The following is a 21942-nucleotide window of genomic DNA, read 5'->3' on the forward strand; positions in this document are numbered from 1 at the left end:
TATGTGCCGGGCCGCCCTCCATTGGGTGGACTTACGGACGTGATGTGCCCGGCCCCCCTGGGGTGCCGTAATCTCGAAGCCTGGAGCCCGCCGATCTCGGGACCTCGATCCACACTCTTGGGGATGCTCGCCAGATGACTGCCGTATCGCTCGGAATCCCGTCCGTTCCGACCAAGCTCGCCGACCGAAGGGTCAGCCGGAAGATCCAGGTCGGTTCGGTGGCCGTGGGCGGGGACGCACCGGTCTCCGTGCAGTCGATGACGACGACGCGTACGTCGGACATCGGTGCGACGCTCCAGCAGATCGCGGAGCTGACGGCGTCCGGCTGCCAGATCGTCCGGGTCGCCTGCCCCACGCAGGACGACGCCGACGCGCTGGCCACGATCGCCCGGAAGTCGCAGATCCCGGTCATCGCCGACATCCACTTCCAGCCGAAGTACGTCTTCGCGGCGATCGACGCGGGCTGCGCGGCGGTCCGCGTGAACCCGGGCAACATCAAGCAGTTCGACGACAAGGTCAAGGAGATCGCGCGCGCCGCCAAGGACGCGGGCACGCCGATCCGCATCGGCGTCAACGCAGGCTCGCTGGACGCGCGCCTCCTGAAGAAGTACGGCAAGGCGACCCCCGAGGCGCTGGTCGAGTCGGCCCTGTGGGAGGCGTCCCTCTTCGAGGAGCACGACTTCCGGGACATCAAGATCTCGGTGAAGCACAACGACCCCGTGGTCATGGTCAACGCCTACCGCCAGCTGGCCGCCCAGTGCGACTACCCCCTGCACCTCGGCGTGACCGAGGCCGGTCCCGCCTTCCAGGGCACGATCAAGTCGGCGGTCGCCTTCGGCGCGCTGCTCTCCGAGGGCATCGGCGACACGATCCGCGTCTCGCTCTCGGCCCCCCCGGCGGAGGAGATCAAGGTCGGCATCCAGATCCTGGAGTCCCTCAACCTCCGCCAGCGCCGCCTGGAGATCGTCTCCTGCCCCTCCTGCGGCCGCGCCCAGGTGGACGTCTACAAGCTGGCCGAGGAGGTCACGGCGGGCCTCGACGGCATGGAGGTCCCGCTCCGCGTGGCCGTCATGGGCTGCGTGGTGAACGGCCCCGGCGAGGCCCGAGAGGCGGACCTCGGCGTGGCCTCCGGCAACGGCAAGGGCCAGATCTTCGTCAAGGGCGAGGTCATCAAGACCGTCCCCGAGTCGAAGATCGTGGAGACGCTCATCGAGGAGGCGATGAAGATCGCGGCCCAGATGGAACAGGACGGCGTCCCCTCCGGCGAGCCGACCATCTCAGTAGCGGGCTAGCCCCAGCACCGCCCCCCGCCACAGCACGGAGCCCACACCGCCGCCCGCCACGGCGCGGGGCACATGCCGCCTCCCGCCACGGCGCGGGGCACACGCCGCCGCCCGCCACGGCACGGGGTACGCACGCCGCCTCCCCGCCCTTAGCGCACGGTGCCGCCCACGCCACCCTCGGCTTCAGCGCAGGGCACTCAGGCCGCCGCCGGGCTTCAGCGCGGGGCGCCCACGCCGCCCCGCCCACAGCGGGGGGAGGCACCCACGCCGCCCCGCGCCCGCAGCGCGCGGTGCCCACGCCTGAAGCCGGGCCGCAGCGCTGGGTGCGCACTTTGACGCCTGCCCGCGACTTGGGGTGCCCACGCCGCCGCCGGCCGCTGCTCTCCCCGCCAACGCTGATGCCCCGCCGCTCCCAGAGCGCCGGGGCATACGCGTGCCCCAGCGCCGCCCGGCCCCTAGCCCGCCGCTTCGCGGCGGATGCCTCCCACCCACCCACCCGTTCACCCCGCACCGCGCGAAACCGTAGGAACCCCCAAGCCCGGCCCCGAAAGCCCACGCCGCGTGAGGCGGCGGAGGGGGGAATGGCTCGGGGCAAACGGGCGGGTGGGTGGGGGGACCCGCCGCGAAGCGGCGAAGGACGGTCCGCCGGGTGGCAGGGGCTGATGGCCCGGGTATCCGGTGAGTAGGCAGGCAGGGAACGGTCCAGGGTGAACGGGTGGGTGGGTGGGGGGATTCGCCGCGAAGCGGCGAAGGGACAGCTCGCCGGGTGGCAGTGGCTGATGGCCCAGGTATCCGGTGAGTGGGTAGGCGGGGAACGGTTCAGGGTGAACGGGTGGGTGGGCGAAGGGACAACCTGCCGGGCGGCAGCGGCTGAGGGCGCGGGCAGGCGGCCTGCCGCGAAGCGCGAAGGCCCCCTCCGGGACAAGCTGTCGATGAGGTCCCGGGCGGGCAGGCGGCCTGGCGCGAAGCGGCAAGACCCCCACCGGGACGATGAGCCTCCGCCGCGAAGCGGCGATCAGGGAATGGCGCGGGGTGAACGGGTGGGTGGGTGGGGGAGTCGCCGCGGAGCGGCGAAGGTCCCCGCCGGAGGGGGCGAGCTGTCAATGCGGCCCCGGGCGGAAGCCCCGCCGCAGCGCGGGCCGGCACCGGTGCGGCCCCGGGCGGAAGCCCCCGCCGAGGCGCGAGCCGGCCCACCGGCCGGCAGTGCTGAGGGCCCCGCAGAGGGCACCCGGCCAGTCCCCACCGAAGAGAGCCCCCCGGGCCACCCGGGCCGACAAAAGGCACCCCCCGCACAAGGCGCCCCCGCCAGGTACAGTGCGGAGATCAGCAAACCGTATGGTGAGGCCCCCGCACGTGTTGACTCAGACCACCACCCGGGTCCTCGAACCGAGTGACCTGGACGCCGCACTCGCCGTGCTCGACCGCGAGCCCGTCACGAACGCCTTCGTGACCGCCCGCGTCCAGGTGGCCGGCCTCGACCCCTGGCGCCTCGGCGGCGAGATGTGGGGCTGGTACGAGCACGGCATGCTCGAGTCCCTCTGCTACGCGGGCGCCAACCTCGTCCCGATCTGCGCGACCCCGCGAGCCGTCCGCGGCTTCGCCGACCGCGCCCGCAGGGCAGGACGCCGCTGCTCCTCCATCGTCGGCCCCGCCACCGCCACCGCCCAGCTGTGGCGGCTCCTGGAACCGTCCTGGGGCCCCGCCCGCGAGGTCCGCACCCGCCAGCCCCTGATGGTCACCGACCGCCTCCCGGACGACATCACCCCGGACCCGTACGTCCGCCGCGTCCGCAAGGACGAGATGGACACGATCATGCCGGCGTGCGTGGCGATGTTCACCGAGGAGGTCGGCGTCTCGCCGATGGCCGGTGACGGCGGCCTCCTCTACCAGGCCCGCGTCGCCGAACTCGTCGGCGCGGGCCGCTCCTTCGCCCGCCTCGACCAGGACGGCAAGGTCGTCTTCAAGGCCGAGATCGGCGCCGCCACCCCCCACGCCTGCCAGGTCCAGGGCGTCTGGGTGGCGCCCGAGTACCGCGGCCGCGGCCTCGCGGCACCCGGCATGGCGGCCGTCCTGCGCTACGCCCTCGAGGACGTCGCCCCCGTCGTCAGCCTGTACGTCAACGACTTCAACACCGCGGCCAGAGCGGCGTACCGACGCGTGGGCTTCCAGGAGGTCGGCGCCTTCATGAGCGTCCTCTTCTGACGCCCCGCCCACCCCGAGCGCCCTGTTCAGAAGCGCGGCGGCGCGAAGTAGGGTCGCCCCATGACTGACGACGTCGTGATCGGGCCCCTCGACCTCGCCACCCGGGTGGACGAAGCGCTGGACGTCCAGGCCCACGCCTTCGGGCTGAGCGACGACGAGGTGGCCGTCCGGCGCCAGATCGTCCTGCGCCACCTCACGTATCCGGGCGCCCGCTCGTTCGGCGCGACCACCCCCGACGGCCGGCTCGTCGGCTTCGTCTACGGCATGCCCAACGACCGCCACCACTGGTGGTCGACGGTGGTCGAGCCCTACCTCCGCGGCCGGCACGTGGATGACTGGCTCGACGACTCCTTCGTCATCACCGAACTGCACGTGCACCCCGGCCACCAGAACCGCGGCATCGGCCGCACCCTGATCACCACCATCACCGAGGGCGTCCCCGAGCCCCGCTCGATCCTCTCCGCGATCGACGTCGAGAGCCCGGCCCGCGGCCTGTACCGCTCCCTGGGCTACACGGACCTGGCCCGCCGCGTCCTGTTCCCCAGCGCCGCCATGCCGTACGCCGTGATGGGCGCCCCGCTGCCCCTGCCGCGCCGGGTCTGAGCCAAACCGATTTCCGCCCGCGCCCGCGCCCCGGCTAACCTCCTGTTCATTACCCTCCCCACGCTCTCGGCCGTGCCGAGCAGAGGGGATCCCCTTGTAGCAGGAGTTGATCATGGCCCAGGTCCAGCGCATGTCCCGATTGATGGTCAAGACACTGCGCGACGACCCGGCGGACGCCGAGACGCTCAACCACAAGCTGCTCGTCCGGGCCGGTTACGTCCGCCGCACCGCCGCCGGCATCTGGACCTGGCTGCCGCTCGGCAAGAAGGTCTACGAGAACATCGCTCGCGTCGTCCGCGAGGAGATGGACGCCATCGGCGGCCAGGAGGTGCTGCTCCCGGCGCTCCTGCCCAAGGAGCCCTACGAGGCCTCCGGCCGTTATGAGGAGTACGGCGACCTGCTCTTCCGCCTCAAGGACCGCAAGGGCGCCGACTACCTCCTCGGCCCCACCCACGAGGAGATCTTCACCCAGGTCGTCAAGGACCAGTGCTCGTCCTACAAGGACCTGCCGGTGATCCTCTACCAGATCCAGACGAAGTACCGCGACGAGGCCCGCCCCCGCGCCGGTGTGCTGCGCGGCCGCGAGTTCCAGATGAAGGACTCGTACTCCTTCGACACCACCGACGAGGGCCTCGCCGAGTCCTACGCCCTGCACCGCGGCGCCTACCAGCGCATCTTCGAGCGCCTCGGCCTCGACTACCGCATCGTGTCCGCCGTCGCGGGCGCCATGGGCGGCTCCAAGTCCGAGGAGTTCCTGGCCCCGGCCCCGGCCGGCGAGGACACCTTCGTGGACTGCCCGGCGTGCGACTACGCCGCCAACACCGAGGCCGTCACCTTCCAGCTCGCCCCGGTCGACGGCTCGGCGCACGGCCCCGCCGAGGAGCTGGACACCCCCGACACCCCGACCATCGAGACCCTCGCCGAGCACCTCGGCGTCCCGGCCTCCGTGACCCTGAAGAACCTCCTGGTCAAGGTCGACGGCGAGATCGTGGCCGTCGGCGTCCCCGGCGACCGCGAGGTCGACCTCGGCAAGCTCGGCGAGCACCTGGCCCCGGCCGAGGTCGAGCTGGTCACCGCCGAGGACTTCGAGGGCCGCGACGACCTCGTACGCGGTTACGTGGGCCCGCAGGGCCTGGACAAGGTCCGCTACATCGCCGACCCGCGCGTCGCGCCCGGCACCGCCTGGATCACCGGCGCCAACAAGCAGGACAAGCACGCGAAGAACGTCGTCTGCGGCCGCGACTTCGAGGTCGACGACTACCTGGACGTCGTGGTCGTCGAAGAGGGCGACCCGTGCCCCAACTGCGGCACCGGCCTCAAGCTGGACCGCGCCATCGAGATCGGCCACATCTTCCAGCTCGGCCGCAAGTACGCCGACACCTTCCAGCTCGACGTCCTCGGCAAGGAGGGCAAGCCGGTCCGCGTGACCATGGGCTCGTACGGCATCGGCGTCTCCCGCGCGGTGGCCGCGCTCGCCGAGCAGACCGCCGACGACAAGGGTCTGTGCTGGCCCAAGGAGGTCGCACCCGCCGACGTCCACGTGGTCGCCGCGGGCAAGGCGCTCCAGACGGAGCTGGCCCTGGACGTCGCCGAGAAGCTGGGCGCCGCGGGCGCGCGCGTCCTGGTCGACGACCGGGCCGGGGTCTCCCCGGGCGTGAAGTTCACCGACGCCGAGCTGATCGGCGTCCCGCAGATCCTGGTCGCGGGCCGCCGCTCCGCCGAGGGCATCGTGGAGCTGAAGGACCGCCGCACGGGCGAGCGCGAGGAGATGACGGTCGAAGAGGCCGTCGCCCGCCTCACCGCGTAGGGGAAGCGCCCCGAAGGGGCGCGGGGAACTGCGCGACCAGCCACACACGGTCCGCGGACTCCGCGCCCACCGGGGTCACCCGGTCACAGCCACCCCGCGAACTCCAAGAGCAGCTCCGCATCCTGCGGACGCCCCACCCGCAGGGCCCGGACCCCCGACTCCACGGCCCGGAAAAGCGTCCACCCCCGAAGCCGCTCCTGATCCACCTCAAGGGACTCGGCCAGCTTCTTCACGCGCCGACGGGTGATCGACGCCCCGGACGGCGAGGCGATCAGATCCTCCACCCGGTCACGGACGAGCCGCGCCAGGTCGAACGCGGTCTCACCGACCACCGGGTCGGGCCCCACGGCCAGCCACGGCACCCGGTCCCCGGCAAGGACCTTGCTCTGCCGGAAGGTGCCGTGCAGCAACCGCGGCTCCATCGGCGCCGCCGCGGCGAGAAGCTCCTCACGCGCGGCGAGGGCCGCGTCCACCAGTGGCGCCACCTCCGCGTCCCGGGAGGCCCGCATCGCCTCGGCCTGGCGTCCCGTCCGCTCGGCGACCGTCTCGAAACGGTGCCCGGCGGGCGGCTCCACCCACAGCCGCCGCAGCGTCCCCGCCGCTTCGAGCAGCGCCTTGGCTTCCGGCAGCGAGCGCACGGACACATCACGGTGCAGCCGTTCGAGGAGCAGTGCCCCGTCCGCGCACTCGGGGTCGAGCAGCCGGGCGGCACCGAGACCGCCCCAGTGCGCGAGGGCGGCCCGCTCGCTCTCCGGGCGCGACCGGGGCGGCACGAGCTTGAGCACGGCGGGCGTGCCGTCGGCCCGGCGCACCATCAGGACGAGGCCGCTGCGCCCGCCGGGGACGTGGACCCGTTCGACGGTCAACTCGCGCAGTGCGACGGCCTGTTCCACTGCCCCGGGCAGCTTCGCCAGCCAGTCGTCGCCGTCCTGCGCCGTCTCGCCCAGTGCGGTGACCAGGCGTCGCGGCGGTTCGAAAGCCATGCGCGAGTCGTTCCTTCCTTAAGGGTTACGCCTTGGGCGTCGCCGGAGCCGAGGAGCCGGATGGCGCGGACCGCTCGGCGAGCCCAGGGAAGGCTACGCTCCCGCCCCGCCACCGCGCGGCCCGGACCGCCGCCTCGCGCAGCGCCCCGGCGGCACTGCCGCGCCGGCTGCCCGAGGAAGCGCGTACGAGATCGGAGTAGACCCCGGCGACCCGGTCCTCCAGCTCGGCGGCGAGCCGCGCGGCAGCGGTGGCGTCCGGCACCGGGAAGGGGAGCGCGTAGGCGGCGTCCGCGGGCTGCGGCTCGCCGCCCAGGTCGCGCACGGCGCGCTGGAGTTCGTCGCGCCGGGCGCGGTGTGCGTCGTACGCGGTCCGCGCCTCGTCCCTGCGGCCCTCGCCGACCCGGCCGCCGACGACCCCATAGCCGTACACGGCGGCGTGCTCGGCGCCCAGGGCGGCCTGCACGGCCTTCAGCTCGTCGTCCTTGGACTCGCTCACTTCTTGTCGCCCTCCGTCAGCAGATACGCGTGCGCCGCCCCCGCGGCCGCCACCGAGGCGAGCAGCCTGGCCTGCTCGGCCGGGGCGTCGACCAGGGCCGCGCCCCGCCGGTCGGCCAGTGCGCGCTCGGCGTCGGCGAGGTCGCGCACCGCCTTGTCGGGGTCCGAGGCCACGGACGGCTCCGGAGCCGGCGCGGCGGCGCCGGAGGCCGACCCGGACGGGGACGGGGACGCCGGGGCTCCGCCGCCGCCGAACGCCTCCACGTGCTTCTCGACCTCCGCGCGCAGCGGCCCGAGCCGCCCGGCGAGCGAGGGGTGCGCGGCGAGCACGGCGTCGTACCGCCCGAGCAGTTCCGTGCTGTCCTTCGCCGCCCTGGCGCGCACGCGGCGCACGGCGGAGGGGTGCTCCGCGCCGGAGTCGGCGGCGTCCGAACAGCCCGTGAGCAGCGCCGCGGAGGCGATGCCCGCGGCCCCGGCGAACAGGCTCCTGCGGCGCGGTCCCGGGCGGGACCGTGGGGCGGTGGGATACGACGGCACGGCAGACGTCCTCGTAAGGAAGGCCAAAAGGCGCGAGCGAGAAGGCAGACACAGGCTGACAAGGGCAGGGAGTGGGCGCAGGCCCGGTGATCACCGTACCTTCGGACGGTCTCCGTACGCGTGATCGGCTCGGGACCGGGCGGCACATCGCCCCTCCGGTGGGCGGCAACACCCCTCGGGACCGGATACCCTTTGACCTGACACGCAGACTTGCAACGAAATCACAACAGCACACGCGGCCGAGGAGTCACCCGGATGAGCACCACCCAGAGCGAGAGGCTGCGGCAACTACTGGAACCGCTCGTCAGCTCCCAGGACCTGGATCTCGAAGAGATCGAAGTGGCCTCGGTCGGACGCAAGCGAGTGCTGAGAGTCGTCATCGACTCCGACGACGGCGTGGATCTGGACCAGATCGCGGAAGTGAGCCGCCTGCTCTCCGCGAAGCTCGACGAGACCGACGCGATGGGCGAAGGGGAGTACGACCTCGAGGTCGGTTCCCCCGGCGCCGAGCGCGCGCTGACCGAGCACCGCCACTACCTGCGCGCCGTGGACCGCCTGGTGAAGTTCCAGCTGACCGGGGGCGACGAGCTGGTCGCCCGCATCCTCACGGTGGACGACGAGGGGCTCGACCTCGAAGTGCCCGGTGTGAAGGGCCGCAAGCCCACCGCCCGCCGGATCGCCTTCGACGAGATCGACAAGGCGCGCGTGCAGGTCGAGTTCAACCGCAAGGACAAGAAGGACGAGAAGGACATGAAGGAAGAGGAGGAGGCGTAGCCGTGGACATCGACATGAGTGCCCTGCGGGGTCTGGTACGGGAGAAGGAGATCTCCTTCGACCTGCTCGTCGAGGCGATCGAGTCGGCCCTCCTCATCGCCTACCACCGCACGGAAGGCAGTTTCCGCCGCGCACGCGTGAAGCTGGACCGCGAGAGCGGCCACGTGACGGTGTGGGCGACGGAGGACCCGGCGGACCTCGAAGAAGGCCAGGAGGCCAAGGAGTTCGACGACACGCCGTCCGACTTCGGCCGCATCGCCGCGACGACGGCCAAGCAGGTCATCCTCCAGCGGCTGCGCGACGCCCAGGACGACGCGACGCTCGGTGAGTACGCCGGGCGCGAGGGCGACATCGTCACCGGCGTGGTCCAGCAGGGCCGCGACCCGAAGAACGTGCTGGTCGACATCGGCAAGCTGGAGGCCATCCTGCCGGTGCAGGAGCAGGTCCCCGGCGAGGAGTACCCCCACGGGATGCGCCTTCGCAGTTACGTCGTCCGGGTGGCGAAGGGTGTCCGCGGCCCGTCCGTGACCCTGTCGCGCACGCACCCGAACCTGGTCAAGAAGCTCTTCGCGCTCGAGGTGCCCGAGATCGCCGACGGTTCCGTCGAGATCTCCGCCATCGCCCGCGAGGCCGGCCACCGCACCAAGATCGCCGTGCGCTCCACGCGCTCGGGGCTCAACGCCAAGGGCGCCTGCATCGGCCCGATGGGCAGCCGTGTGCGCAATGTCATGGCCGAGCTGAACGGCGAGAAGATCGACATCGTCGACTGGTCGGACGACCCGGCGGACATGGTCGCCCATGCGCTCTCCCCGGCGCGCGTCAGCAAGGTCGAGATCGTCGACCTCGGCGCCCGCTCGGCCCGGGTGACCGTGCCGGACTACCAGCTGTCGCTCGCCATCGGCAAGGAAGGGCAGAACGCCCGCCTGGCCGCCCGGCTCACCGGCTGGCGCATCGACATCAGGCCCGACACCGAGCAGCCCGCCGACCAGTAGGCGGGAATAAATCCGGGCGCGCACCGCTTGGATCACGACAGTATGTGGCGAGTAGCCGTTCGATTTTTGCCCCAAAGGGGTGAGGTCGGTGCGGGGAGGTAGACTTGAGCGTGTCTGGCCGGACGCCAGCCCGGGCATGCCCTGAGCGCACGTGTGTGGGGTGCCGGGAGCGAGCGGCCAAGAGCGAACTGCTGCGCATCGTGGCGAAAGAGGGCGCCTGCGCCCCCGATCCAAGCGGTACGCTGCCCGGCCGGGGTGCCTATGTACACCCCGCCCTGGTCTGTCTGGACCTGGCGGTCCGCCGCCGGGCGTTCCCACGGGCCTTCCGCGCCCAGGGGCCGCTCGACACGGAGGCGTTGCGCCGGGTGGTCGAGACAGTTGTCCAGCAGGCAGCAACGTAAGACGTGGTCGCACGGAACCCCGTGCGGCCTTGGTATTCCGCGAGTTGGAAGTAGGTCGAGATTGCGATGAGCACTCGATGAGCACGCGATGAGTACGCCCATGAAGTAGCGACGGTCCGGCGTAACCCGGACCTAAAAGGAGCGAAGTGGCTAAGGTCCGGGTATACGAACTCGCCAAGGAGTTCGGGGTAGAGAGCAAGGCCGTCATGGCCAAGCTTCAAGAACTCGGTGAATTCGTACGTTCGGCGTCCTCGACGATCGAGGCGCCCGTGGTACGCAAACTGACTGACGCATTCCAGCAGGGTGGCAACGGCAAGTCCGCCGCCAAGCCCGGCGCGCCGCGCAAGCAGGCCGCCCCCAAGCCGCCGGCCCCCTCGGGCTCGGCGTCCCCCTCTCCCGCGCAGGCCGCCCGTCCGGGTCCGGCCGCGCCCAAGCCGCCGGCCCCCAAGCCCGCGGCCGAGAAGCCCGCGGCTTCTCCGGCGGCCCCGGGCCCGCGGCCCGGCCCGAAGCCCCCGGCCCCCAAGCCGGCCCCGGCTTCCCCGGCGCCGACCACCCCGGAGTTCACCGCTCCGCCGGCGGCTCCGGCCGCTCCGGCCGCCCCCGCGGCGCAGCAGGCCCCGCGTCCGGCTGCCGCCCGTCCCGGCGCCCCCAAGCCCGGTGGCCGTCCGGCCCCCGCGCAGGGCGGCCAGGGTCAGGGCCAGGGCGGTCGTGGCGACCGTCCCGAGCGCGCCCCGCGCCCCGGCGGCCAGGGCGCCCCGCGTCCCGGCGGTGCCCGTCCCGCGGGTCCGCGTCCGGGCAACAACCCCTTCACCTCTGGTGGCTCCACCGGCATGGCGCGCCCGCAGGCGCCCCGTCCGGGCGGCGCCCCGCGTCCTGGCGGCGGCCCCGGCGGCCAGGGTGGCCCCGGCGGCGCCCCGCGCCCGCAGGGTCAGGGTGGCCCCGGTGGCGCTCCCCGTCCGCAGGGTCAGGGCGGCGCCCGTCCGACCCCGGGCGGCATGCCCCGTCCGCAGGCCCCGCGTCCCGGCGGCGGTCCCGCCGGTAACCGTCCCAACCCGGGCATGATGCCGCAGCGTCCCGCTGCCGGCCCGCGTCCCGGTGGTGGCCCCGGCGGTGGCCGTGGTCCCGGCGGCGGCGGTCGTCCGGGCGGTGCCGGTGGCGGTCGTCCCGGTGGCGGCGGCTTCGCAGGTCGTCCGGCCGGTCCCGGTGGCGGTGGCGGCGGTTTCGCCGGTCGTCCCGGTGGTCCCGGTGGTGGCGGTGCCGGTCGTCCCGGTGGCGGCGGCGGCTTCGGCGGCCGTCCCGGCTTCGGTGGACGTCCCGGTGGCCCCGGTGCCCGTGGTGGCACGCAGGGTGCGTTCGGCCGTCCCGGCGGGCCCGCCCGTCGTGGTCGCAAGTCGAAGAGGCAGAGGCGCCAGGAGTACGAGGCCATGCAGGCCCCGTCCGTGGGCGGCGTGATGCTGCCTCGCGGCAACGGACAGACCGTCCGCCTGTCGCGCGGTGCCTCGCTCACCGACTTCGCCGAGAAGATCAACGCCAACCCGGCGTCGCTCGTCGGCGTGATGATGAACCTCGGCGAGATGGTCACCGCCACGCAGTCCGTCTCCGACGAGACGCTGAAGCTCCTCGCGGACGAGATGAACTTCGTCCTGGAGATCGTCAGCCCGGAGGAGGAGGACCGCGAGCTGCTCGAGTCGTTCTCCATCGAGTTCGGCGAGGACGAGGGCGGCGAGGAGATGCTCGTCTCCCGTCCGCCGGTCGTCACCGTCATGGGTCACGTCGACCACGGTAAGACCCGACTGCTCGACGCGATCCGCAAGACGAACGTCGTCGCGGGCGAGGCCGGTGGCATCACCCAGCACATCGGTGCCTACCAGGTCGCGACCGAGGTGAACGGCGAAGAGCGCGCCATCACCTTCATCGACACCCCCGGTCACGAGGCGTTCACCGCCATGCGTGCCCGTGGTGCGAAGTCCACCGACATCGCGATCCTCGTGGTCGCGGCGAACGACGGTGTGATGCCGCAGACGATCGAGGCGCTGAATCACGCCAAGGCGGCCGACGTGCCGATCGTGGTCGCGGTCAACAAGATCGACGTCGAGGGTGCCGACCCGACCAAGGTGCGCGGTCAGCTCACCGAATTCGGTCTGGTGGCCGAGGAGTACGGCGGCGACACGATGTTCGTCGACATCTCCGCGCGTCAGGGCCTCAACATCGAGCAGCTGCTCGAGGCCGTGGTCCTGACCGCGGACGCCTCGCTCGACCTGCGGGCCAACCCGGAGCAGGACGCGCAGGGCATCGCCATCGAGGCCCACCTCGACAAGGGCCGCGGCGCCGTCGCGACCGTCCTCGTCCAGCGCGGTACCCTCCGCGTCGGCGACACGATGGTCGCCGGTGACGCCTACGGCCGAGTCCGCGCCATGCTCGACGACAAGGGCGAGAACGTGGAGGAGGCGACCCCGTCGACTCCCGTCCTCGTGCTCGGTCTCACCAACGTCCCGGGCGCCGGCGACAACTTCCTGGTGGTCGACGAGGACCGTACGGCCCGTCAGATCGCCGAGAAGCGTGCCGCCCGTGAGCGCAACGCCGCGTTCGCCAAGCGCACCCGCCGCGTCTCCCTCGAGGACCTCGACCAGGTGCTCAAGGCGGGCCTGGTCCAGGACCTCAACATCATCATCAAGGGCGACGCGTCCGGTTCGGTGGAGGCTCTCGAGTCCTCGCTGCTCCAGCTCGACGTCGGCGACGAGGTCGACATCCGCGTCCTGCACCGCGGTGTGGGTGCGGTCACCGAGTCCGACATCGACCTGGCGATGGGCTCCGACGCCATCGTCATCGGCTTCAACGTCCGCGCGGCCGGCCGTGCCGCGCAGATGGCGGAGCGCGAAGGCGTCGACGTCCGCTACTACTCGGTGATCTACCAGGCCATCGAGGAGATCGAGGCGGCCCTCAAGGGCATGCTCAAGCCGGAGTACGAGGAGGTCGAGCTGGGCACCGCGGAGATCCGCGAGGTCTTCCGCTCGTCCAAGCTCGGCAACATCGCCGGTGTCCTCATCCGCTCGGGCGAGGTCAAGCGCAACACCAAGGCGCGCCTCATCCGCGACGGCAAGGTCATCGCGGAGAGCCTCAACATCGAGGGTCTGCGCCGCTTCAAGGACGACGTCACCGAGATCCGCGAAGGCTTCGAGGGCGGTATCAACCTCGGCAACTTCAACGACATCAAGATCGACGACGTCATCGCGACGTACGAGATGCGCGAGAAGCCGCGCGGCTGATCGACTGCCTCACGGCAGTGACCGCCTCACAGCGGTCTGATCCGCACGGTCAGTGTCGGGGCCGGTCGACGGGGAAAATCCCGTCGATCGGCCCCGGCCGTTCCGTGTACGGTTCTTGTGTCCCTGCCAAGTGGTTGGCGGGGCACCGAACCCGTACCGGCGGGACATCCGGACACACATGTATGTGGGGACTCTGTCCTTCGATCTGCTCCTCGGCGACGTACATTCGCTGAAGGAGAAACGCTCCGTAGTCCGCCCGATCGTCGCCGAACTCCAGCGGAAGTACGCGGTGAGCGTGGCGGAGGTGGGCGGTCACGACCTGCACCGCAGGGCCGAGATCGGGCTCGCCGCGGTGTCGGGCGACTGGGGCCATCTCACGGACGTACTGGACCGGTGCGAGCGCCTGGTCGCCGCCCGGCCCGAAGTGGAGCTGCTGTCGGTAAGACGGCGGCTGCACGGCGACGACGACTGAACAACAGCAAGACAAGCCCAGGGAATGCCCGGGGAAAAGGGAGACGGAGCAGTGGCCGACAACGCGCGGGCGAAAAGGCTGGCGGACCTCATCCGAGAGGTGGTTGCCCAGAAGCTGCAGCGCGGGATCAAGGACCCGCGGCTCGGGACGCACGTGACCATCACGGACACCCGGGTGACCGGTGACCTGCGGGAGGCGACCGTCTTCTACACGGTCTACGGCGACGACGAGGACCGCGCGGCCGCCGCCGCGGGCCTGGAGAGCGCCAAGGGCGTGCTGCGCTCGGCGGTGGGCCAGGCCGCGGGCGTGAAGTTCACCCCGTCCCTGTCCTTCGTCGCGGACGCCCTGCCGGACAACGCGCGGGCCATCGAGGACCTGCTCGACAAGGCACGGATGTCGGACGAGAAGGTGCGGGAGGTCTCCGCGGGCGCCGAGTTCGCGGGCGGGGCCGACCCGTACCGCAAGCCCGAGTCCGACGAGGATACGGACGGCACCGACGACGAGACGGACGGCGACGCCCGCGCATGAGCAGCACCACAACGCCGGACGGCCTTGTCATCGTCGACAAGCCGTCCGGCTTCACTTCGCACGACGTGGTCGCCAAGATGCGGGGGATCGCAAGGACCCGCCGCGTCGGGCACGCGGGCACCCTCGACCCCATGGCGACGGGCGTGCTCGTCCTCGGCGTCGAGCGCGCCACCAAGCTCCTCGGTCATCTGGCGCTGACCGAGAAGGAGTACCTGGGCACCATCCGCCTCGGGCAGGACACGCTCACCGACGACGCCGAGGGCGAGATCACCTCGTCCGCCGACGCCTCGAAGATCACCCGCGAGGCGATCGACGAGGGCATCGCCAAGCTCTCCGGCGACATCATGCAGGTGCCGTCGAAGGTCAGCGCCATCAAGATCGACGGCAAGCGGTCGTACGCGCGCGCCCGCAAGGGCGAGGAGTTCGAGATCCCGGCCCGGCCGGTGACGATCTCCGCCTTCACCGTGTACGACGTCCGCGACGCCGTCGCCGAGGACGGCACCCCCGTCCTCGACCTGGTCGTCTCGGTCGTCTGCTCCTCGGGAACGTACATCCGGGCGCTCGCCCGCGACCTCGGCGCGGACCTCGGCGTGGGCGGGCACCTGACCGCGCTGCGCCGCACCCGCGTCGGCCCGTACAAACTGGACGCGGCCAAGACGCTCGACCAGCTCCAGGAGGAGCTGACCGTGATGCCGGTGGCCGAGGCCGCCGAGCGGGCCTTCCCGCGCTGGGACGTGGACGACAAGCGCGGCCGGCTGCTGCTGAACGGCGTCCGGATCGACATGCCCGAGGAATACGCGGGCGTGGGCGCCGTCGCCGTCTTCGACGCGCAGGGCCGCTTCCTGGTCCTCGCGGAGGAGTCGCGGGGCAAGGCCAAGAGCCTGGCCGTCTTCGCCTGAGGCGGGCCCGGCCGGGGGCTCCGGCGCCGGGATCTCGTGGCCGGGGCCTCTTGTGCTGGTACTTCTGTGCCGGGCTCTGGGGCCGGGGCTTTGTCGTGGAGCGGCGGACTTCGGCACGCCGCTCCACGGTCCCCCCACCCAAGGTGTTTCCATCGCGCCGCGCCGATTCACCCCTTCGGGCAGGCGCTCGGAGTGAACCGAGGGAGCAGACGGGGGCGCGTTCGGGCCTCGTCCTGTCCGGCTGATCACCGCCGACCTACGGTCGGAGAACGGGGAACGGCCGGGAGGTTCGAGCATGGCGGGACGGGGTCCGCGGGCCAAGGGTGCCGGGGACGCCGCGGGCGCGGAGGAGCGGGGCGGTCACGCGGCGCTCGACCGGGCCCTGGTGCGGGTCTGCGATCTCGCGGGGCGGCCTCGGGGCACGGGGTTCGCCGCCGACGAGCACGGCACGGTCATCACCAGCCACGAGGCCGTCGACGGCCTCGCCCGGATCGTGCTGCACGCCTCGGACGAGCGGACCTGCGTCGTGCCCGCCGATGCCGTGGTGGCGCTGCCCGACGCCGATCTCGCGCTCGTGCACACCGAGGGGCTCGGGCTGCGGCCCCTCCCGCTGGCCGTGCGGGACTCCGTGGCGACCGGCGCGTATGTGCGGATCGCCGCGCTCGGCTGGCGCGAGGCGCGGGTCCTCGGCTCCTCCCCGGTGACGTATACGGCGACGGACCGCTTCCATCTGGTGGGCACCGCGCTGGAGTTGGCGATCGGCACGGAGGGCGCGGACGCGCTGCGGCTCGGGGGCGGGGCCGCGGGCGGGCCTGTCGTGGACGTCGCGTCCGGCGCGGTTCTCGCGGTCCTGGGCACGGCGCTGCTGCCTCAGCATCCGGCTCGGGCGGGGGAGGGCGCCTCCTTCGCGGGAGCGGGCTCCTCCGTCGCGGGAGCGGGCCTCGTGGGGGAGGGCTCCTTCTTCGTGGGGGAGGTCCCTTTCGCGCACCGGCCGCCCGGCTTCGCGATTCCGCTGCGGGAGGCGGCCGCCGCCGACCCGGGCGGGCCACTCGCCGCACTCATCGCACGCAACGCCGCGACCGTCCCCGCCTACGGAGACGATCTCAATCTGGCGGGCGCGCTGCATCTGACGGCCACGTCGGCGGGGTGCGACGGGCCGGGCGCGGCGCAGCTCGACCCGGTCGAACGGCCGGACGTGGCGGGGGAGTTCAGCGCCTTCGTCGACGGTCCGGCGTACGTACTGGGCCTGGTCGGCGACCCCGGCACGGGGCGTACGACGGAACTGTCCGCGCTCGCCGCACGGCGGGCCAGGGGTGCCGAGCCGGCGCCCACGCTGTGGCTGCGCGGCGCCGACCTGCGGGGCACGGACGACTCCGTCGCGGACGCGGTGGAGCGGGCCCTCGACCGGGCGGGGCGGATCCTCGCGGCTTCGGAGGAGATGCCGCGGGGGCAGCAGCCGGGGCAGCAGCCGGAGCCGGGTCCGGGGCTCGGGGACATCTCGGCGGGGCGCGTGGCCCGGCTCGTGCGGGACGCGGGGCGACCGCTGCTCCTCCTGCTCGACGGCCCCGAGGAGATGCCGCCCGCGCTGGCACACGGCCTCGCCCGGTGGAGCGAGGGCACGGCCGCGTGGCTGAGGGAGACGGGCGCGCGGCTCGTCGTCGCCTGCCGGGCGGAGTACTGGGAGCAGGCGGGGGCGTTTTTCGAGGCGGGGGCGCTGCACGGGGCTCTGGGAACAGCGCTGGGACCACACGAAACCGCATACCCCCCTTGCGTACGCCTCGATGACCTGCCGGAGCCGCAGGCGGGGTGGGCCCGCGCGCGGTACGGCATTCCGGAGGGCGCGCTCGCCGCAGCCGACGCGCGGCATCCGCTGGCGCTGCGGCTGCTCTCCGAGGTCCGGGCCGCCCGCCCGGACGCGCCGCCGCCGGGTACGCCCGGGCGGGAGGAGATCTTCGCCGCGCATCTGGACCTGCTGTGCCTGCGCGTCGCGGTACGGCTCGCGGCGGCGAACGGCTTGCGCGGCACCGCGGTGCGGCGCCTCGCGGCGAAGGTCTCCGGTCAGGTCCACGAGGCGGCGCGGCGCTGCCTGGGCCCTGGCCAGGGCGAGCTGGACCGCGAGTCCTTCGAGGCGGTCTTCCCGTGGGGGGCGCTGCCGGGGGTCCACGGCTGCACGGGCTGGGCGTCGGCGGTACTGACGGAGGGGCTGCTGGTGCCGGCGGGTTCGGGTTACCGCTTCGCGCACGAGGAGGTGGCCGACTGGATCCAGGGCACGCATCTGGACGTGGACGGAGCGCTGACCTCCCTGATCCACCGACACCGCCCCGCGCTCCGCGCCCCCACGGTCCCGGAACAGCGCCGCCCCGTCCGCCCCCTCCCGGTGCCCCGCCACCGCATCGGCCCGGTGATCGAGGCGCTGCTGCTGCTGGGACGGCAGCGGGGCCCGGTGGGGCTGGGGCAGCGGCTGTGGGAACTGTCGGACGCGGTGACGGAGTTTGTGGGCGGGGGGTCCTTGAGCGGTGGGGGATGCGGCGCGGGGCCTGCGGCAGGGGCTGAGGGCTCGGGGGGCGGCGAGAGGGGGGCGGTGATCCCCGCAGAGGGGCGGGACGCCGAGGACATGGCACCCACGGAGGCCGAGGGCGCGGCATCCGGTGGGAGCGGGGATGCGGTGTGTGCCGGTGGAGCGATCACCGGGGGCGGCTGTGCGGAATCCGGTGGGGGAGACGGTGGGGTGCCGGCTGGCGGGGGATGTGCGGCGTGCGCGGGAGGCAGCTGTCCGGTGAGCGCCGGGGACGGCCGTGTGGCGTGCGGTGGAGGCGGCCGGGCGGGGTGGGCGGAATCCGTCGCAGGGCACTGCGGGGCGTCCGCTGGCGGTGGGTGTGCGGCATGCGCCGGAGGTGGCGGGGCGGTGTCCGCTGGAGGCAACCGTGCGGCGTTTGCCGAGGGGCGGGACGCGGCATCTGCCGGAGCCGACTGTGCGGCACCTGTCGACGGCTGCACGGAATCCGTGGCAGGGCACTACGGAGCGTCCCGTGGCGGGGGCTCTGTGGCATGCGCCGGAGGCGGCCGGGCGGCGAGCGCCGAGGATGCGGGTGCGGTTTTCGGCGGGGACGCGTATGGGGCGTTCGCTGGTGAGGGCTGCGTGGCGCCCGCTGGAGGTGGCGGAGAGGGCTCAGTCGAGGGCGGTTTTGGGGTGCGCGCCCGAGGTGATGGTGCGGCCTTCGACGAGGGCGTAGGCCCGGCATGCGCCGAGGGCGACGGGGAGGGGTCTGCCGAAGGCTGGCGCGGGGCGCGTGCCGACGTTAGCTGTGTCGCGTCAACTGGCGGCGACTCCACCAGAGGCAACCGTGCCGAGGCGTTCGCAGAGGAGGAGGGCGCGGCAGCTGACGGACGTAACTGTCCGGCATCTGTCGGCGGCGACCGTCCGGCTCCGGCCGGGGGCGGCCACGCGGGACCTGTGGGCGGTAGCCGCTCGGCAGCCGCCCGGGATGACTGGGTGGCATCTGTCGGGGGCGACTGCGCGGCTCCGTCCGGAGGCGATTACGCGGCATCTGCCGGAGGTATCCACGCGGCTCCGGCCGGGGGCGGCCACGCGGCATCCGTCGGCGGCGACCGCCCGGCCCCGGCCGGGGGCGGCCATGTGGAATCTGTGGGCGGCAGCCGCTCGGCAACCGCCCGGGATGACTACGTGGCATCTGTCGGGGGCGACTGCGCGGCTCCGGCTGGGGGCGGCCGTGTGGGATCCGTGGGCGGCAGTCGCTCGGTACCTGCCCGAGACGACTACGCGGTACCTGCCGACGGCGACCGCACACCCCCGGCAGCAGGCGGTCACGCGGCATCTGTCGGCGGCAGCCGTGCTACCCCCGCCCGAGACGACCACCCGGCAACTTCCGGCGGCAGCCGCCCGGCACCCGCTCACGGCAACGGCAACCTCGCGACCTCCCCCGAAATGGGCTCGGCACCCTCCGCAGGGCCCACCCCGCCCCTGCCCTTCTCCGCCGGACCCGAAGCTCCTCCCCCCGTACCCCAGCCACCCCCCACCACCCCCTCCACAGCGCCACCCCGCACCCCGAGGCCCCGCACCCCCCGGGAACGGAGCCGGAAGTCCCCGTACGCGGCAAGGCGGCAGGCCGTGACGGTGTGAGCGATGCTTGTTGGTGGGCGACGCACCTGGTCAGGGGCGTGCTGCTGCGCGTGCCCGACGCGGGGCCCTATCTGCCCGTGCTCGAAGTGCTCGCCGAGCGCGGCCAGTTCGGGGCCGCATTCTGGCTGGGGCTCCGCCTGGGGGACGCCGAGCGGTTCGCCCTGTTGCGGCGGCGCGTCGTACGGGACGGGCCCCCTGGCACTCCGGACCGGTGCCTGGACGCCGTCGCCGGACTCCTCGCCGCCGACCCCACCGGCGTACAGCCGCACCTCGTCCGCTGGTTCACCGACGAGCGGCCGCTGGACGCCGCGCCCCACGCCACCGTCGCCTCCGCCGCGCAGGCGCTGCTCCACACCCACCGGCACCACGCCATCGACGACCTCACCGAAACCCTCGTCGACCGCGCCCACGCCCGCGCCGACGAACTCCTCGCCGCCCTCGCCGAGGAGGAGCCCTCCGCCCTCTGCCGCGCCGTCGTGCGCTGGGCCCACGACGAGCGGCCCGACCGGCGCGTGGCCGCCGCCACCTACGGCCCGCTCGTCGCCCCGCACGCCACGGCGGAGGCCGACCGGGAGATCCTGCGGGACGCCGCCCTCGCCCTGCTCGCCCGCCCCGCCGACGACACCCTGCACGGCGCCGCCCTCGCCCTGCTCATCCGCGACCCGAAGACGCGCCCCCGCTATCTGACCCGCGCCCTGCGCCGCTTCATCGCCGGGGACCCGCGGCTGCCCGTGAGCGCGCCGGCCGAGGCCCTGGCCACCCACCCCGAGCCGGTACTCGCCGCCTTCAGCGCCCGCCTGCACGCCCCGGGCCCGGCCCCCGACGACGTCCTGCGCGGCCTCGCCGACGTGACCACGCCCGCCCTCGCCCGCCGCGTCGCCGCCCTCGTACAGGACCTCCTGGAGACTCGCCCCGAGACCGCCGGAGCCGCCGCCGCGTACATCGACCGGCGACTCGAACAGGGCCCCGCCGTACGCCCCGTCCTCTTCCCCCTGGTGTCCGGCCTGCTGCACAGCCGCCCCGCACAGGTCCGCGCGGCCCTCGCGCCCGTCCTCGCCGCCCCCGGCACCGCCGCCTCGCGGGCCCTGCGGGACGAGCTGCTCGACGTACTGCTCAGCCAGGAGCGGGACCCGACGGTCCTGGAGAGCGTCCTGCGCTCCGTGGCCCACGGCGCCGCCGTCCGCGGTGAGGCCCGCACCCGCGAGCGCGTGCACCGCACCGGACTGCTCCTCGGACGCACCCCGGAAGGCGCCCTCCGCTTCGACCGCTGCCTGGTCGAACAGGCCCGCCGCGAACAGGCGTTCGCCACCCTCGTCGCCCGCTGGCTCCGCGACGCCCCCGAGGAGTGGGCCGCCCTGATCGGCCCGAGCGCCTCCCGGACGATTCTGAACATCGCGGGCGGTGCACGGGTCCCGGCCTAGGGGACAACCCCGGCCTCAGCCCGAGGACGGCCCGGAGTGACTGCCGCCACCCCCGCCGAGCAGACACCGATGCGAGCCGGGGCACGTCGGCATGGCAGTCTTAGACCTGCGTAATCGGCAATGGGAACGTACAGACGTCACGGACGTACACAGGTTCGGCGAGGAGCAAAGAAGTGCAGCGCTGGCGTGGCTTGGAGGACATCCCCCAGGACTGGGGGCGCAGCGTCGTCACCATCGGTTCCTACGACGGCGTGCACCGCGGTCACCAGTTGATCATCGGCCGTGCCGTGGAGCGCGCCCGGGAACTCGGCGTGCCCGCCGTCGTCGTCACCTTCGACCCGCACCCCAGCGAGGTCGTACGCCCCGGCAGCCACCCGCCGCTGCTCGCCCCGCACCACCGCCGCGCCGAACTGATGGCCGAGCTGGGTGTGGACGCGCTGCTGATCCTCCCCTTCACCTCCGAGTTCTCGAAGCTGTCGCCCGCCGACTTCGTGGTCAAGGTCCTCGTGGACAAGCTGCACGCGCGCGTGGTCGTCGAGGGCCCCAACTTCCGCTTCGGCCACAAGGCCGCGGGCAACGTCGCCCTCCTCGCCGAGCTGGGACGCACGTACGACTACGAGGTCGACGTCATCGACCTGTACGTCACGGGCGAGGCCGGCGCCGGTCAGCCCTTCTCCTCCACGCTGACCCGGCGCCTGGTCGCCGAGGGCGACGTGAAGGGCGCCGCGGAGATCCTCGGGCGTCCGCACCGCGTCGAGGGCGTCGTCGTGCGCGGCGCCCAGCGCGGGCGCGAGCTTGGCTATCCCACCGCCAACGTGGAGACGCTGCCGCACACCGCCATCCCCGCCGACGGCGTCTACGCCGGATGGCTGCACGTCGAGGGCGAGGCGATGCCGGCGGCGATCTCCGTCGGGACGAACCCGCAGTTCGACGGCACCGAGCGGACGGTCGAGGCGTACGCGATCGACCGCGTCGGCCTTGATCTGTACGGGCTGCATGTCGCGGTGGACTTCCTCGCCTTCGTGCGGGGACAGGCGAAGTTCGACTCCATCGAGGCGCTGCTTGTCGCTATCGCGGATGACGTGGAGAAATCCCGCGCCCTTGTTTCTGGCGCGGGGGCCTAGTCGTCGTTGGGGGG

General features: G+C 73.2%; 16 protein-coding genes and 1 pseudogene. 14 read left to right on the plus strand and 3 right to left on the minus strand.

Features of this window, described 5'->3' with window-relative positions; genetic code table 11:
• Positions 1-134 precede the first annotated feature (134 nt).
• The 4 genes from ispG (at position 135) to DMA15_RS27475 (ending at position 5895) form a co-directional block, all read left to right on the plus strand.
• Complete coding sequence (gene ispG / locus DMA15_RS27460; protein ID WP_125515422.1) at positions 135-1292, plus strand: flavodoxin-dependent (E)-4-hydroxy-3-methylbut-2-enyl-diphosphate synthase; 1158 nt, start codon at positions 135-137, stop codon at positions 1290-1292.
• A gap of 1344 nt (positions 1293-2636) precedes the next feature.
• Complete coding sequence (locus tag DMA15_RS27465; RefSeq protein WP_125515423.1) at positions 2637-3485, plus strand: GNAT family N-acetyltransferase; 849 nt, start codon at positions 2637-2639, stop codon at positions 3483-3485.
• Positions 3486-3545: 60 nt separating this feature from the next.
• Positions 3546-4088: a GNAT family N-acetyltransferase gene (locus DMA15_RS27470; RefSeq protein WP_125515424.1), complete on the plus strand. Its 543-nt coding sequence runs from the start codon at positions 3546-3548 to the stop codon at positions 4086-4088.
• A 112-nt stretch (positions 4089-4200) separates the two neighbouring features.
• Positions 4201-5895, plus strand: coding sequence for a proline--tRNA ligase (locus DMA15_RS27475; RefSeq protein WP_125515425.1), 1695 nt, complete (start codon positions 4201-4203; stop codon positions 5893-5895).
• An 83-nt stretch (positions 5896-5978) separates the two neighbouring features.
• On the opposite strand, the gene DMA15_RS27480 is transcribed toward DMA15_RS27475, so the two are convergent.
• Genes DMA15_RS27480 through DMA15_RS27490 form a run of 3 tightly spaced genes read right to left on the minus strand, consistent with a single transcriptional unit; the run spans position 5979 to position 7910 of the window.
• Complete coding sequence (locus tag DMA15_RS27480) at positions 5979-6878, minus strand: aminoglycoside phosphotransferase family protein (RefSeq protein ID WP_125515426.1); 900 nt, start codon at positions 6876-6878, stop codon at positions 5979-5981.
• A gap of 25 nt (positions 6879-6903) precedes the next feature.
• Positions 6904-7374, minus strand: coding sequence for a ferritin-like domain-containing protein (locus tag DMA15_RS27485; RefSeq protein WP_125515427.1), 471 nt, complete (start codon positions 7372-7374; stop codon positions 6904-6906).
• Positions 7371-7910, minus strand: a complete 540-nt coding sequence (locus DMA15_RS27490; protein WP_125515428.1) for a hypothetical protein — start codon at positions 7908-7910, stop codon at positions 7371-7373. The genes DMA15_RS27485 and DMA15_RS27490 overlap by 4 nt, the downstream gene beginning before the upstream one ends.
• 255 nt (positions 7911-8165) lie before the next feature.
• Between DMA15_RS27490 and rimP the strand changes: the two genes are divergently transcribed.
• The 10 genes and pseudogenes from rimP to DMA15_RS27540 all read left to right on the plus strand — a co-directional run bounded on the left by rimP (position 8166) and on the right by DMA15_RS27540 (position 21928).
• Entirely contained in the window at positions 8166-8684 is a 519-nt protein-coding gene (gene rimP / locus DMA15_RS27495; protein WP_125515429.1) for a ribosome maturation factor RimP, read from the plus strand.
• Positions 8685-8686: 2 nt separating this feature from the next.
• On the plus strand, positions 8687-9676 hold the full coding sequence (nusA, locus tag DMA15_RS27500; RefSeq protein ID WP_125515430.1) for a transcription termination factor NusA: 990 nt from the start codon (positions 8687-8689) through the stop codon (positions 9674-9676).
• 110 nt (positions 9677-9786) lie between these two features.
• Positions 9787-10077, plus strand: coding sequence for a YlxR family protein (locus DMA15_RS27505; protein ID WP_125518028.1), 291 nt, complete (start codon positions 9787-9789; stop codon positions 10075-10077).
• A gap of 146 nt (positions 10078-10223) precedes the next feature.
• Positions 10224-13343: a translation initiation factor IF-2 gene (gene infB / locus DMA15_RS27510; RefSeq protein ID WP_125515431.1), complete on the plus strand. Its 3120-nt coding sequence runs from the start codon at positions 10224-10226 to the stop codon at positions 13341-13343.
• A 178-nt stretch (positions 13344-13521) separates the two neighbouring features.
• Positions 13522-13815, plus strand: a complete 294-nt coding sequence (locus tag DMA15_RS27515) for a DUF503 domain-containing protein (protein ID WP_125515432.1) — start codon at positions 13522-13524, stop codon at positions 13813-13815.
• 51 nt (positions 13816-13866) lie between these two features.
• Entirely contained in the window at positions 13867-14343 is a 477-nt protein-coding gene (gene rbfA / locus DMA15_RS27520) for a 30S ribosome-binding factor RbfA (protein ID WP_125515433.1), read from the plus strand.
• Complete coding sequence (gene truB / locus DMA15_RS27525; protein ID WP_125515434.1) at positions 14340-15242, plus strand: tRNA pseudouridine(55) synthase TruB; 903 nt, start codon at positions 14340-14342, stop codon at positions 15240-15242. The genes rbfA and truB overlap by 4 nt, the downstream gene beginning before the upstream one ends.
• Before the next feature lie 295 nt (positions 15243-15537).
• Complete coding sequence (locus DMA15_RS37630; RefSeq protein ID WP_240659951.1) at positions 15538-19383, plus strand: hypothetical protein; 3846 nt, start codon at positions 15538-15540, stop codon at positions 19381-19383.
• An 11-nt stretch (positions 19384-19394) separates the two neighbouring features.
• Positions 19395-20804, plus strand: a pseudogene (locus DMA15_RS27535) (serine protease); the annotation flags it as partial.
• A gap of 173 nt (positions 20805-20977) precedes the next feature.
• The gene (locus tag DMA15_RS27540; RefSeq protein WP_125515436.1) at positions 20978-21928 is read left to right on the plus strand and encodes a bifunctional riboflavin kinase/FAD synthetase; all 951 of its coding nucleotides are present in this window, start codon (positions 20978-20980) and stop codon (positions 21926-21928) included.
• Positions 21929-21942: the final 14 nt, after the last annotated feature.

The sequence above is a fragment of the Streptomyces sp. WAC 01529 genome (assembly GCF_003945545.1).
Classification (GTDB): domain Bacteria; phylum Actinomycetota; class Actinomycetes; order Streptomycetales; family Streptomycetaceae; genus Streptomyces; species Streptomyces anatolicus.